Below are 13,500 nucleotides of genomic sequence, written 5' to 3'. Positions count from 1 at the left end.
CGAACCTCAACTCTTTGTATTAAGTGTAAAACAGTTGACTACTATCGCAGCGTTATACGGCGATAACAACCCATAAACGGCTCCGTTTCCCAGCAGAGTATGCTGAAATCCAGACCGTGCGACCGGTTTCTTATTCATATCATTGTAAAACACGTATCCGAACTCTGTATGACAAGGTTCGGCGAAACCACGAGAAAACTCTTGTATTAACAAGAGCGCCCTTGTTCAGTTGTCACAGAGCGTAACCGGCCCTGGAATCCTGAGAAGCGCCGAGATGGGTATAACATCGGCAGGTTTGCAGACTGGAAATGCGGGTTGCGGGAATCAACTGCGCGCCAGAACGGCTGCGCTGAATTAGCGGAAAACGATGGTTCATTATCTCGTATCACCTCCACCGCCGCCTCTGCTGAAACGGACCACAAGCCAAAGCTAAATGTTCACTGCTTAACCCGGCTGGAAGTGGCGACACGATGAGGTCATCGAGCGCTTTTTTGTATGAGCCGCGTGCCGCGTTTTATACCGAGAAGGTGGGGAAAATGCAAAACAAAAATGCGTGGGTTGCCCGTGCTGTCAGGAAATATTTCCAGCTTTGTTTTCAACGCAGTGAGAGGTTACTCAAAAAAAACTGGAAATCGGGTGAAGAAGTGACCTAAAATAGACGTCCAGATGTTAATCCATCTATACTGATTAACACTCAGACTGCCAGTGTCAAAAACCTGCAGGCCTTGGTAGAATACTCTCCTTTGGCTATTCCACACAGCAGTTCGAGCTAACCAAATTCCTCTTAGGTGAAATAAAACATGGCAAAACACCTGTTTACGTCCGAGTCCGTATCAGAAGGACATCCTGATAAAATTGCTGACCAAATCTCCGATGCGGTGCTGGATGCGATCCTTGCCCAGGATCCTAAAGCGCGCGTAGCGTGTGAAACCTATGTCAAAACCGGCATGGTTCTGGTCGGCGGTGAGATCACCACCAGCGCATGGGTTGATATCGAAGAGATCACCCGTAACACGGTGCGTGAGATCGGCTATGTACATTCTGATATGGGCTTTGATGCCAATTCTTGCGCGGTACTGAGCGCCATCGGCAAACAGTCCCCGGACATCAACCAGGGCGTTGACCGCACCGATCCGCTGGAGCAGGGCGCGGGCGACCAGGGCCTGATGTTCGGCTACGCCACCAATGAAACTGACGTGCTGATGCCAGCACCGGTTACCTACGCACACCGTCTGGTGCAGCGTCAGGCTGAAGTGCGTAAAAACGGCACCCTGCCGTGGCTGCGCCCGGATGCGAAAAGCCAGGTCACCTTCCAGTATGACGACGGTAAAATCGTCGGTATTGATGCGGTAGTTCTGTCCACTCAGCATTCTGAAGATATCGATCAGAAATCGCTGCAGGAAGCCGTGATGGAAGAGATCATCAAGCCGGTTCTCCCTACCGAATGGCTGAGCTCTGCAACCAAATTCTTCATCAACCCAACCGGACGCTTCGTTATCGGCGGCCCAATGGGCGACTGCGGCCTGACCGGTCGTAAAATCATCGTGGATACCTACGGCGGCATGGCGCGTCACGGCGGCGGTGCGTTCTCCGGTAAAGATCCTTCTAAAGTGGACCGTTCTGCTGCGTACGCTGCACGTTATGTTGCGAAAAACATCGTTGCTGCTGGCCTGGCTGACCGCTGTGAGATTCAGGTTTCCTACGCAATCGGCGTGGCTGAACCGACCTCCATCATGGTGGAAACTTTCGGTACTGAGAAAGTGCCTTCAGAACAGCTGACCCTGCTGGTGCGCGAGTTCTTCGACCTGCGTCCATACGGCCTGATTCAGATGCTGGATCTGCTGCACCCAATCTACAAAGAAACCGCTGCATACGGTCACTTTGGTCGTGAACATTTCCCATGGGAAAAAACCGACAAAGCCGCCCTGCTGCGTGAAGCTGCCGGTCTGAAGTAATCGACTGACAGTGTTTAACAGGCCAGCCTTTGTGCTGGCCTTTTTTATGTCGGGTGGCGGCTTCGCCTTACCCGACCTACGGGTTTTGTGGTGTGCGTAGGCCGGGTAAGGCGCAGCCGCCACCCGGCAATGTTTGAAACCGCTTACACCATGCCGAATATATCCCGCTTTCAGAATAATCTCTTTGCTTGATCGCCTTTCTTCTGCTGTTACATTTCATTTCAGTTAAGTCCGAAATTCAAACAAACGCGATGCGCATCACCTCATTTACCTCTATATTTTCAAAGCTTTAATTATTTTTACGGTTGCACGGCAGTGTAACCGATTACACCAATGTGATTTGTCTCACATATTTTTACGGGTCACTCACCTACCCTTAACATCGACAAAACTGATAATTCAAATGGAGGGCATAATGCCTGACAATAATAAACAAGGGCGTACGTCCAACAAGGCGATGACATTCTTCGTCTGCTTCCTCGCTGCCCTGGCAGGATTACTTTTTGGCCTGGATATCGGCGTCATTGCAGGTGCACTCCCCTTCATCGCTGATGAGTTCCAGATTACCGCGCATACTCAGGAATGGGTGGTCAGCTCCATGATGTTCGGTGCGGCAGTCGGTGCCGTTGGCAGCGGCTGGCTCTCCTTCAAGCTCGGGCGTAAAAAGAGCCTGATGATCGGCGCGATCCTGTTTGTTGCCGGTTCACTCTTCTCTGCCGCAGCGCCTAACGTTGAGGTGCTCATTCTTTCCCGCGTCTTGCTGGGCCTGGCTGTCGGCGTCGCGTCCTATACCGCACCGCTGTATCTATCTGAAATCGCGCCGGAGAAAATCCGCGGCAGCATGATTTCCATGTACCAACTGATGATCACCATCGGTATTCTTGGTGCTTACCTTTCCGATACCGCGTTCAGCTACAGCGGCGCATGGCGCTGGATGCTCGGCGTGATCATCATCCCGGCTATCCTGCTTCTGATCGGCGTCTTCTTCCTGCCGGACAGCCCGCGCTGGTTTGCCGCGAAACGTCGATTCCACGATGCCGAACGCGTGCTGCTCCGCCTGCGCGATACCAGCGCTGAGGCGAAAAACGAGCTGGAAGAGATCCGCGAAAGCCTGAAGGTGAAACAGTCCGGCTGGGCGCTGTTTAAAGAGAACAGCAACTTCCGCCGCGCGGTGTTCCTGGGCGTGCTTCTGCAGGTGATGCAACAGTTCACCGGGATGAACGTCATCATGTACTACGCGCCAAAAATCTTCGAACTGGCGGGGTATACCAACACCACCGAGCAAATGTGGGGCACCGTTATCGTCGGCCTGACCAACGTGCTGGCGACCTTTATCGCCATCGGTCTGGTGGACCGCTGGGGACGTAAGCCTACCCTGACGCTGGGCTTCCTGGTAATGGCCGTCGGCATGGGCGTGCTGGGTACCATGATGCACGTGGGCATTCACTCTCCAACCGCCCAGTACTTCGCGGTGGCGATGCTGCTGATGTTTATCGTCGGGTTTGCCATGAGCGCCGGTCCGCTGATTTGGGTACTGTGCTCTGAGATCCAGCCGCTGAAAGGGCGTGATTTTGGTATCACCTGCTCTACCGCGACAAACTGGATTGCCAACATGATCGTCGGCGCAACGTTCCTGACCATGCTCAATACCCTGGGCAATGCCAACACCTTCTGGGTTTACGCCGGTCTGAACCTGTTCTTTATTGTTCTGACTATCTGGCTGGTTCCAGAAACCAAACACGTTTCACTGGAACACATTGAACGTAACCTGATGAAAGGTCGTCCTCTGCGCGAAATCGGCGCACACGACTAATTCTCTGGCGGGAGGTGCCCCTTGCACCTCCCCGCTTCGCGCTTTATGCTCTGCCCCTATGAAAGCTCCCCGTCTCCCCATCGCCCTTCAGCAAGCCGTTATGCGCTGCCTGCGGGAAAAACTCGCCCAGGCCAACCTGAAGCTTGGCCGCAACTATCCTGAACCGAAGATCGTTTATCAGCAGCGCGGCACCGCGGCCGGCACCGCCTGGCTCGAGCCTTATGAGATCCGCCTGAACCCGGTGCTGATGATGGAAAACCAGCAGGCGTTTATTGAGGAAGTGGTACCGCACGAACTGGCGCATCTGCTGGTGTGGAAACACTTCGGACGCGTCGCGCCACACGGGAAAGAGTGGAAGTGGATGATGGAAGCGGTACTGGGCGTTCCGGCACGCCGTACCCATCAGTTCGAGCTGGAATCGGTGCGCCGCAATACATTTCCCTACCGCTGCCGGTGCCAGCAGCACCAGCTCACCGTCCGCCGTCATAACCGCGTGGTGCGCGGCGAGGCAACCTACCGCTGCGTCAAATGCGGCGAACCGCTGGTCGCGGAGTAATAACCTGAACTTTCAGGAACTTTCCTGATCTGACTGATTGCATACGGGAACAACATTCGTTACGTTGCGGGCTCGTTTTGACACGGAGTGTAAGATGTCCCGTAATGTTTCTCTCGCGGTCGCCTTTATGACGACGGCGCTCTCCGGCCATGCTCTGGCCGACGGTATCAACAGTTTCTCTCAGGCCAAGGCCGCAGGCGTGAAGGTGAACGCCGATGTGCCGGGCGATTTCTACTGCGGCTGTAAAATTAACTGGCAGGGTAAAAAAGGAGTCGTTGACCTTGAGTCCTGCGGCTATAAGGTGCGTAAAAACGAAAACCGCGCCAGCCGCATCGAATGGGAACATGTCGTTCCGGCCTGGCAGTTTGGCCACCAGCGCCAGTGCTGGCAGGACGGCGGACGTAAAAACTGTTCCAAAGATCCGGTTTACCGCCAGATGGAAAGCGATATGCATAACCTGCAGCCTGCGGTTGGCGAAGTGAACGGCGATCGCGGCAACTTTATGTACAGCCAGTGGAACGGTGGCGAAGGCCAGTACGGACAGTGCGGTATGAAGGTTGATTTTAAAGAGAAAGTCGCCGAGCCCCCTGCCCGCGCGCGCGGCAGTATCGCCCGTACCTACTTCTATATGCGTGACCGTTATGACCTCAACCTTTCACGCCAGCAGACGCAGCTGTTCAACGCCTGGGACAGGCAGTACCCGGTGACCGAGTGGGAATGCCAGCGCGACGAGCGCATCGCCAAAGTCCAGGGGAATCACAACCCTTACGTCCAGCGGGCTTGCCAGGCACAAAAGAGCTAACCTACACTACGGCCATTCGCTTATATCGCATGACACATGGAATTTCTGACTATGCGCATTCCCCGCATTTACCATCCTGAACTGATTACCGCAGGCCGTGAAATCGCCCTGTCTGATGACGCCGCCAACCACGTTGGCCGCGTGCTGCGCATGGGTGCAGGTCAGGCCATTCAGCTGTTCGACGGCTCGAACCAGGTTTTCGACGCGGAAATCACGCGGTCTGATAAAAAAAGCGTACACGTTAACGTGCTGCGTGGCGAAGTGGATGACCGGGAATCGCCGCTGCACATCCATCTGGGCCAGGTGATGTCGCGCGGTGAGAAAATGGAATTCACCATTCAGAAATCCATTGAACTGGGTGTAAGCCTCATTACGCCACTTTTTTCTGAGCGCTGTGGCGTTAAACTGGATGCGGAACGTCTGAACAAAAAGATCCAGCAGTGGCAGAAAATTGCCATTGCGGCGTGTGAACAGAGTGGACGCAACCGTATTCCGGAGATCCGCCCTGCGATGGATCTGGAGGACTGGTGTGCAGAAGAGGACAGCGGGCTGAAGCTCAATCTTCATCCGCGCGCCAGCGCCAGCATCAATACGCTGCCATTGCCCGTTGAGCGCGTACGCCTGCTGATTGGCCCCGAAGGCGGCCTGTCGGCGGACGAAATTGCGATGACGGCACGTTACCAGTTTACTGATATTCTGTTGGGACCTCGCGTTCTGCGCACTGAGACAACGGCACTCACGGCCATTACCGCGCTACAGGTACGGTTTGGCGATCTGGGTTGAAGCATTAACGGAGAAGAACATGATCAAGCTCGGCATCGTGATGGACCCCATAGCAAACATTAACATCAAGAAAGATTCCAGCTTCGCCATGCTGCTGGAAGCGCAGCGTCGCGGCTATGAACTCCACTATATGGAGATGAACGATCTTTACCTGATCAACGGTGAAGCGCGCGCGCGCACCCGCATCGTTAACGTCGAGCAGAACTACGACAAATGGTACGAATTCGGCACCGAGCAGGACATTGCCCTGGCCGATCTCAACGTCATTCTGATGCGTAAAGATCCGCCGTTCGACACCGAATACATCTACAGCACCTATATCCTTGAGCGTGCAGAAGAGAAAGGCACGCTGATCGTCAACAAGCCGCAGAGCCTGCGCGACTGTAACGAGAAGCTCTACACCGCCTGGTTCTCTGACCTGACGCCGGAAACCCTGGTGACCCGCAGCAAAGCGCAGCTGAAGGAATTCTGGCAGAAGCACGGCGATATCATCATGAAGCCGCTGGACGGCATGGGCGGCGCGTCGATTTTCCGCGTGAAAGAAGGCGACCCGAACATTGGCGTGATTGCCGAAACGCTGACCGAGCTGGGCACGCGTTACTGCATGGCTCAGAACTATATTCCGGCGATCAAAGACGGCGATAAGCGTGTGCTGGTCGTGGATGGCGAACCGGTTCCGTACTGCCTGGCACGTATTCCGCAGGGTGGCGAAACCCGCGGTAATCTGGCGGCCGGTGGCCGTGGAGAACCCCGTCCGCTGACCGAAAGCGACTGGGAAATTGCCCGCCGCGTTGGCCCGACGTTGAAAGCCAAAGGCCTGATCTTTGTTGGCCTGGATATCATCGGTGATCGCCTGACCGAAGTGAACGTCACCAGCCCGACCTGCATCCGTGAAATCGAAGCGGAGTTCCCGATCTCGATCACCGGAATGCTGATGGACGCTATCGAAAAACGTTTACAGAAATAATCTGTGACAGCGCCCAGGTTTATCCCCATACTGGTCGCTGTCGCTTTTTAAACCAGGAAACAGTACCTCTGACAATGAATTTACAGCATCACTTTCTTATTGCCATGCCTGCTCTCCAGGATCCGATTTTCCGCCGCGCCGTGGTTTATATTTGCGAATACAACGAAGACGGTGCGATGGGGATTATTATCAACAAGCCGCTGGAAAACCTGCAGGTTGAAGGAATTCTGGACAAGCTGAAAATCACCGCTGAAGCGCGTCTTCCGGAGATCCGCCTTGATAAACCGGTAATGCTGGGTGGCCCGCTCGCGGAAGATCGTGGTTTTATCCTGCATACGCCGCCGGTCTTCTCTTCCAGTATTCGTATCTCCGACAACACCGTTGTCACGACCTCTCGCGACGTGCTTGAAACACTGGGCACTGCCGAGCAGCCTTCCGAAGTGCTTGTCGCGCTGGGCTACTCCTCGTGGGAGAAAGGCCAGCTTGAACAAGAGATTCTTGATAACGCATGGCTGACCGCACCTGCAGATATGAACATCCTGTTTAAAACGCCTATCGCCGATCGCTGGCGTGACGCGGCGAAACTGATTGGCATCGATATTCTGACCATGCCAGGCGTAGCGGGGCACGCGTAATGAGCGGAACGCTTCTGGCCTTCGATTTTGGTACCAAAAGCATCGGTGTCGCCGTGGGTCAGCGCATCACGGGCACAGCGCGTCCGTTGACGGCGCTAAAGGCCAACGACGGCACGCCGGACTGGAACCTTATTGAGCGCCTGCTCAAAGAGTGGCAGCCGGACGACGTGATTGTGGGCTTGCCGCTCAACATGGACGGCACCGAACAGCCGCTCACCGCCCGCGCGCGTAAGTTCGCCAACAAAATCCACGGTCGTTTTGGCGTGTCCGTAAAGCTTCACGACGAGCGTCTTAGCACCGTCGAAGCGCGTGCGGGCCTGTTTGAACACGGCGGTTTCCGGGCGCTGAACAAAGGCAGCGTCGACTCCGCCTCAGCCGTGATCATTCTCGAAAGCTATTTCGAACAAGGCTACTGAGCGCCGGGGCCTACAGCCGCCCCTGCGCCCGCCTTTCTGCCAGACTCTGCTCAAAGTTCTGCATTCCCGCCTGCTGACCGGTTTGTATGATGCCGGGTAATTGCCACGTTTTTCCTTCGCGGATGAGATTCGCCGCCGCCGGGGTGTTCACCAGCAGTTCATAAAGCGCCACGCGCCCACCCTGCGCATCCTGGAGCAGTTTTTGCGCCAGCACAGCGCGCAGGCTGCCTGCCAGCTGGTTACGCACCGGATCTTTCTCCTCCGCCGGGAAGGTATCCACCAGCCGTTCAATCGCCTGCGAAGCGCCGCGCGTGTGCAGCGTCGCCAACACCAGGTGCCCGGTTTCGGCCGCCGTCAGCGCCAGACGGATAGTCTCGCTGTCGCGCAGCTCCCCCAGCAGGATGACGTCCGGATCTTCACGCAGCGCACTGCGCAGCGCCTCGGCAAAGGAGAGACTGTGCTGACCCATCTCCCGCTGCTGTATCAGGCAGCGTTCACTCTGGTACATAAACTCCACCGGATCTTCGAGCGTCAAAATATGGCCGTCGGTGTGATGGTTGAGAAAATCCACCATCGCCGCAAGCGTTGTGGATTTTCCGCTACCGGTCGCCCCCGTCACCAGAATCAACCCGCTGTCGCTGGAGAGCAGTTCCGGGATAGCCCTGGGCACGCCCAGTGCAGATAGCTGCGGGCACGCGAGCGGCAACAGCCGCAAGGCGATCGACACCCCCTTCATATGCGTAAACGCACTGCCGCGAAGACGCTGATTGCCTGTGAGCGTGACGGCAAAGTCTACCTGCCCGTTTGCCCACCACGCGCCCTGCTGCTCATCGTTGAGCCAGGTTTTCAACAGTGCCTCAACGTCGGGGGCCGGAAACGGGGCTGGTTCAAGGCGGCCTAATCTGCGCCAGCGCGGCGGTGAATCACTGCACAGGTGTAGATCGGAGACGTTATGCTTTACACTAAGGGCCACAATTTCTTCCACATCCATAGACTACTCCTCGGAAAATGAACGACATTGCGCATAACCTGGCACAGGTCCGGGACAAAATCTCAGCCGCTGCAACGCGTTGCGGCCGTGCTTCAGAAGAAATTACCCTGCTTGCAGTCAGCAAAACTAAGCCTGCGAGCGCCATCGCAGAAGCGATAGCGGCAGGCCATCGGGCGTTTGGCGAAAACTACGTGCAGGAAGGCGTGGATAAAATTCGCTATTTCCAGGAACAGGGGAATTCGGATCTGCAGTGGCACTTTATCGGCCCGCTGCAGTCGAACAAAAGCCGTCTGGTGGCAGAGCACTTCGACTGGTGCCATACCGTTGACCGACTGCGCATTGCTACCCGTCTGAACGACCAGCGGCCCGCAGAGATGCCCGCGCTTAACGTGCTGATTCAAATCAACATCAGTGATGAAAACAGCAAGTCCGGCATTGCGCTGAGCGAGCTGGACGCGCTGGCCGCAGAGGTGGCCGCACTGCCGCGTTTGACCCTGCGCGGGCTGATGGCAATTCCGGCGCCTGAGTCAAGTTATGAAAGGCAGTTTGCCGTGGCACAGCAAATGGCTGTAGCATTTGAGGCGCTTAAAGCGCGCTATGAAACGGTAGACACGCTTTCACTGGGCATGTCGGATGATATGGAAGCCGCCATCGCGGCAGGCAGCACAATGGTGCGCATCGGCACGGCCATTTTCGGTGCGCGCGACTACTCAAAATAATAAGGAAACCTGAGGAACGCCATGAAGACGTTGACTTTCCTGCTCTCAACGGTGCTTGAGCTGTATACGATGGCGCTTTTACTGCGCGTCTGGATGCAGTGGGCACGCTGTGATTTTTACAATCCGTTTTCCCAGTTTGTCGTGAAAATCACGCAACCTGTTGTCGGGCCCCTGCGCCGTATTATTCCGGCGATGGGTCCCATCGACAGTTCGTCTCTGCTGGTGGCGTTTATTCTGAGCGTTATCAAGGCGATAGTGCTGTTTATGGTCATCACCTTCCAGCCGATTATCTGGATTGCTGCGGTCCTGATCCTGGTCAAAACCGTCGGGTTGCTGATCTTCTGGGTGCTGCTGGTCATGGCGATCATGAGCTGGGTAAGCCAGGGCCGTAGTCCGGTAGAATATGCGCTGATCCAGCTGGCCGAACCGCTGCTGCGCCCGATTCGCAACCTTCTGCCATCGATGGGCGGCATCGATTTTTCGCCGATGATCCTGGTGCTGCTGCTGTATGTGGTCAACATGGGTATCGCTGAGCTGCTACAGTCCACGGGCGACATGCTGCTGCCGGGGCTGTGGATGGCGCTATGAGTGCCGTAAGCTCCTGCGCTGACGGGCTGGTTTTGCGGCTGTATATTCAGCCGAAAGCCAGCCGTGACAGTATTGTTGGGCTGCATGGCGACGAGTTAAAAGTCGCCATCACCGCCCCGCCGGTTGACGGCCAGGCGAACGCGCATCTGACCAAATATCTGGCAAAACAGTTTCGCGTCGCCAAAAGCCAGGTCATCATTGAAAAAGGTGAACTTGGGCGGCATAAACAGGTAAAAATCCTCAATCCGCAAGTAATCCCGACGGAAGTCGCGGCTCTGACAGAACAGGACTAAACCATGCAGAAAGTTGTTCTCGCGACCGGCAACGCCGGTAAAGTGCGCGAGCTGGCCTCGCTATTAAATGATTTTGGTCTGGACGTGGTCGCCCAGACCGAGCTTGGCGTCGAGTCCGCCGAAGAGACGGGCCTAACGTTTATCGAAAACGCGATCCTGAAAGCACGCCACGCCGCGCAGGTCACCGGCCTGCCCGCGATTGCCGATGACTCCGGCCTGGCCGTGGATTTCCTCGGCGGTGCACCGGGGATTTACTCTGCCCGCTATTCCGGCGAGGACGCCACCGACCAGCAGAATCTCGAAAAGCTGCTTGTCGCCCTGAAAGACGTACCGGACGAACAGCGCACCGCGCAGTTCCACTGCGTACTGGTCTATATGCGTCACGCGGAAGACCCGACGCCTATCGTCTGCCACGGCAGCTGGCCGGGCGTGATTACCCGTGAAGCAGCGGGCAACGGCGGCTTTGGCTACGACCCGATCTTCTTTGTCCCGACCGAGGGCAAAACCGCCGCGGAACTGACCCGCGAAGAGAAAAGCGCGATTTCCCACCGTGGACGCGCGCTGAAACTGTTACTGGAAGCGTTACGTAATGGCTAATTTGCCGCCTCTGAGTCTTTATATTCACATCCCGTGGTGCGTGCAGAAATGCCCGTACTGCGATTTCAACTCGCACGCGCTGAAGGGCGAAGTGCCGCACGATGACTACGTTGCGCATCTGCTGGCCGACCTGGACGCCGATGTCGCTTACGCACAGGGACGTGAAGTTAAGACCATTTTTATTGGTGGCGGTACGCCGAGCCTGCTTTCAGGCCCGGCGATGCAGACGCTGCTGGACGGCGTGCGTGCGCGCCTGAAACTGGCGGCGGATGCGGAAATAACGATGGAAGCCAACCCCGGCACCGTTGAAGCCGACCGTTTTGTCGACTATCAGCGCGCGGGCGTGAACCGCATCTCCATCGGCGTGCAGAGCTTTAGCGAGCCAAAGCTAAAACGTCTGGGGCGCATTCACGGCCCGGAAGAGGCGAAGCGCGCGGCAAACCTGGCAACCGGGCTTAATCTTCGCAGCTTTAACCTCGATTTGATGCACGGCCTGCCGGATCAGTCGCTGGAAGAGGCGCTGGACGACCTGCGCCAGGCGATCGAGCTGAACCCGCCGCACCTGTCGTGGTACCAGCTCACCATCGAGCCAAACACGCTCTTCGGCTCGCGCCCGCCGGTGCTGCCGGACGACGACGCGCTGTGGGATATCTTTGAGCAGGGCCATAGGCTGCTGACCGCTGCGGGCTATCAGCAGTATGAAACGTCCGCGTACGCGAAGCCGGGCTACCAGTGTCAGCACAACCTGAACTACTGGCGCTTTGGCGACTATCTGGGGATTGGCTGCGGCGCGCACGGCAAGGTGACCTTCCCGGACGGGCGCATTCTGCGCACCGCCAAAACTCGCCACCCGCGCGGGTATATGGAAGGCCGCTACCTGGAGCGTCAGCACGACGTCGAGGCGGCAGACAAGCCGTTTGAGTTCTTCATGAACCGCTTCCGTCTGCTGGAGGCCGCGCCGCGCGCGGAGTTTGCGCTGTACACCGGGCTGCCGGAGTCGGTGATTCGCCCGCAAATCGACGAGGCGCTGGCCCAGGGGTATCTGACTGAGTGTGAGGAGTTCTGGCAGATCACCGAGCACGGCAAACTGTTCTTAAACTCCCTTCTTGAGCTGTTCCTCGCCGAAGATTCCTGAAGGCTGATTCAGGATTTTGCATCCCGTTCTGCTGGCTGAGGGAAAGGCTGGCAGAGTGTGGGGATGGAAAAATCAAAACAACTCCGCAAAGAAATGACGCCCGAAGAATTACGCCTCTGGTATTTGCTCAGGGGTCGTCGCTTCTTTGGGTATAAGTTTCGCCGTCAGATGCCGATTGGGGCCTATATCGTCGATTTTGCCTGCTTTAAGGCGAAACTGATCGTTGAGCTGGATGGGGGACAACATCAGGGTGAAGAGGACTATGATTCACGTCGTACCGCGTTTTTGAATACGAACGGATGGGAAGTCTTACGGTTCTGGAATAATGAATTTCGCGTTAACGAAGATGAAGTGTTAAATATCATTCTTCAACGGCTGCAATGCCTGATGCCCTCACCCTAACCCTCTCCCACAGGGAGAGGGAACTCTAACTCCCTCTCCCATGGGGAGAGGGCCGGGGTGAGGGGCCCAGCGCGCAGAGGACTTACTTCAGCGTCCCCACCAGCGCCTTCCGGCTATCTTCCAGCGACACCACGCGTTTACACACGTCTTTGCCGAACTGCTGGAAATCGTCTTCCTGGTTTTTCCACTCGTTCTGAATGGAGGTCTGCAAGCCGCCCAGGCTGCCCAGCACGCCCTGCAGCGGGTTACCACCGCCTTTCAGCACCGCTTTGGCGCCCATCTCGTTGATGCTGTCCTGCAGGATGCCGCCCATCGCCTGGTTAACCAGCTGCTGTCCGTCAGCACGGACCTGATCAATCGCCTTGTAGTGGAACGTCAGACCATCGGTACGATTCTCGATAATCCGGTTCATCTGTTCTTTCAGCTGCTTGTCCAGCTTCGTCAGGCGGGTGCGCATATTGCTGCTCTCCCCCACCTCTTTGGTGATGATTTTATCCAGCGCCACGCGGCTTTTCTCAACGCGGGTTAGCGCGCCGTCATTAATCCACGGCAGTGCAGTACGCAGCTCGGCCTGGTAATCCTTGGCCTGCTCGCGCTGGGCGGCAGTCAGGTTTTGCGGCTTGCCGTTAAACGTCACGTTGCCATCCGGCGTAATCACCAGATTGCCGTTCTCGCCTTTGACCTGCACGGTTTGCGGGCTTAACACCACGTCGTCACGCGGGGTGACGCTACATTTATACTCCGCATGGGCGGTGGTTCCGATTGCCAGTAAAGCAACCGCCAGCAACGTTTTGCGCATCTCTAACACTCCCTCAGACAAAATGGGCCAGCTAATGCTGGCCCTGTAC

17 protein-coding genes are annotated in these 13,500 nt (G+C 56.4%); 14 read left to right on the top strand and 3 right to left on the bottom strand.

Annotated features, from left to right (window positions below; genetic code table 11):
- Positions 1 to 6: 6 nt before the first annotated feature.
- A complete protein-coding gene (yqgB, locus tag K5E19_RS14855; protein WP_127312443.1) occupies positions 7 to 138 on the bottom strand; it encodes an acid stress response protein YqgB in 132 nt (43 codons plus the stop codon).
- 662 nt (positions 139 to 800) lie between these two features.
- On the opposite strand from yqgB, the gene metK reads away from it, so the two are divergent.
- From metK to ruvX, 8 genes are all read left to right on the top strand, one after another.
- Positions 801 to 1,955, top strand: coding sequence for a methionine adenosyltransferase (metK, locus tag K5E19_RS14845; RefSeq protein ID WP_221551904.1), 1,155 nt, complete (start codon positions 801 to 803; stop codon positions 1,953 to 1,955).
- A gap of 415 nt (positions 1,956 to 2,370) precedes the next feature.
- The gene (gene galP / locus K5E19_RS14840) at positions 2,371 to 3,768 is read left to right on the top strand and encodes a galactose/proton symporter (RefSeq protein ID WP_221551903.1); all 1,398 of its coding nucleotides are present in this window, start codon (positions 2,371 to 2,373) and stop codon (positions 3,766 to 3,768) included.
- A 58-nt stretch (positions 3,769 to 3,826) separates the two neighbouring features.
- Positions 3,827 to 4,324 carry a SprT family zinc-dependent metalloprotease gene (locus K5E19_RS14835; RefSeq protein ID WP_221551901.1) on the top strand — a complete coding sequence of 166 codons (498 nt, stop codon included), beginning with the start codon at positions 3,827 to 3,829 and terminating at the stop codon, positions 4,322 to 4,324.
- A gap of 94 nt (positions 4,325 to 4,418) precedes the next feature.
- Positions 4,419 to 5,126, top strand: coding sequence for a deoxyribonuclease I (endA, locus tag K5E19_RS14830; protein ID WP_221551900.1), 708 nt, complete (start codon positions 4,419 to 4,421; stop codon positions 5,124 to 5,126).
- 51 nt (positions 5,127 to 5,177) lie between these two features.
- On the top strand, positions 5,178 to 5,909 hold the full coding sequence (gene rsmE / locus K5E19_RS14825) for a 16S rRNA (uracil(1498)-N(3))-methyltransferase (protein ID WP_010435451.1): 732 nt from the start codon (positions 5,178 to 5,180) through the stop codon (positions 5,907 to 5,909).
- Between the two features lie 19 nt (positions 5,910 to 5,928).
- Positions 5,929 to 6,876 (top strand): glutathione synthase, encoded by a 948-nt coding sequence (gshB, locus tag K5E19_RS14820; RefSeq protein WP_033146605.1) that lies wholly within the window; start codon positions 5,929 to 5,931, stop codon positions 6,874 to 6,876.
- A gap of 74 nt (positions 6,877 to 6,950) precedes the next feature.
- Entirely contained in the window at positions 6,951 to 7,511 is a 561-nt protein-coding gene (locus tag K5E19_RS14815; protein ID WP_010435456.1) for a YqgE/AlgH family protein, read from the top strand.
- On the top strand, positions 7,511 to 7,927 hold the full coding sequence (gene ruvX / locus K5E19_RS14810; RefSeq protein WP_006811925.1) for a Holliday junction resolvase RuvX: 417 nt from the start codon (positions 7,511 to 7,513) through the stop codon (positions 7,925 to 7,927). The genes K5E19_RS14815 and ruvX overlap by 1 nt, the downstream gene beginning before the upstream one ends.
- Before the next feature lie 10 nt (positions 7,928 to 7,937).
- On the opposite strand, the gene K5E19_RS14805 is transcribed toward ruvX, so the two are convergent.
- Entirely contained in the window at positions 7,938 to 8,918 is a 981-nt protein-coding gene (locus K5E19_RS14805; protein WP_221551899.1) for a type IV pilus twitching motility protein PilT, read from the bottom strand.
- Between the two features lie 17 nt (positions 8,919 to 8,935).
- On the opposite strand from K5E19_RS14805, the gene K5E19_RS14800 reads away from it, so the two are divergent.
- The 6 genes from K5E19_RS14800 to K5E19_RS14775 all read left to right on the top strand — a co-directional run bounded on the left by K5E19_RS14800 (position 8,936) and on the right by K5E19_RS14775 (position 12,652).
- A complete protein-coding gene (locus K5E19_RS14800) occupies positions 8,936 to 9,637 on the top strand; it encodes a YggS family pyridoxal phosphate-dependent enzyme (RefSeq protein WP_221551898.1) in 702 nt (233 codons plus the stop codon).
- 21 nt (positions 9,638 to 9,658) lie between these two features.
- Complete coding sequence (locus K5E19_RS14795; protein WP_221551897.1) at positions 9,659 to 10,225, top strand: YggT family protein; 567 nt, start codon at positions 9,659 to 9,661, stop codon at positions 10,223 to 10,225.
- Positions 10,222 to 10,518, top strand: coding sequence for a DUF167 family protein YggU (gene yggU / locus K5E19_RS14790; protein ID WP_221551896.1), 297 nt, complete (start codon positions 10,222 to 10,224; stop codon positions 10,516 to 10,518). Before K5E19_RS14795 ends, yggU begins: the two co-directional genes overlap by 4 nt.
- 3 nt (positions 10,519 to 10,521) lie before the next feature.
- Positions 10,522 to 11,115, top strand: a complete 594-nt coding sequence (locus K5E19_RS14785) for an XTP/dITP diphosphatase (protein WP_221551895.1) — start codon at positions 10,522 to 10,524, stop codon at positions 11,113 to 11,115.
- A complete protein-coding gene (hemW, locus tag K5E19_RS14780; RefSeq protein ID WP_221551894.1) occupies positions 11,108 to 12,250 on the top strand; it encodes a radical SAM family heme chaperone HemW in 1,143 nt (380 codons plus the stop codon). The genes K5E19_RS14785 and hemW overlap by 8 nt, the downstream gene beginning before the upstream one ends.
- 63 nt (positions 12,251 to 12,313) lie before the next feature.
- Complete coding sequence (locus K5E19_RS14775; protein WP_221551893.1) at positions 12,314 to 12,652, top strand: endonuclease domain-containing protein; 339 nt, start codon at positions 12,314 to 12,316, stop codon at positions 12,650 to 12,652.
- An 82-nt stretch (positions 12,653 to 12,734) separates the two neighbouring features.
- On the opposite strand, the gene K5E19_RS14770 is transcribed toward K5E19_RS14775, so the two are convergent.
- Positions 12,735 to 13,451, bottom strand: a complete 717-nt coding sequence (locus K5E19_RS14770; protein ID WP_221551890.1) for a DUF2884 domain-containing protein — start codon at positions 13,449 to 13,451, stop codon at positions 12,735 to 12,737.
- Positions 13,452 to 13,500 lie beyond the last annotated feature (49 nt).

The sequence above is a fragment of the Enterobacter sp. RIT637 genome (genome assembly GCF_019718755.1).
Taxonomy (GTDB): Bacteria; Pseudomonadota; Gammaproteobacteria; order Enterobacterales; family Enterobacteriaceae; genus Enterobacter.
This window is presented reverse-complemented; position numbering and strand designations above follow the sequence as displayed.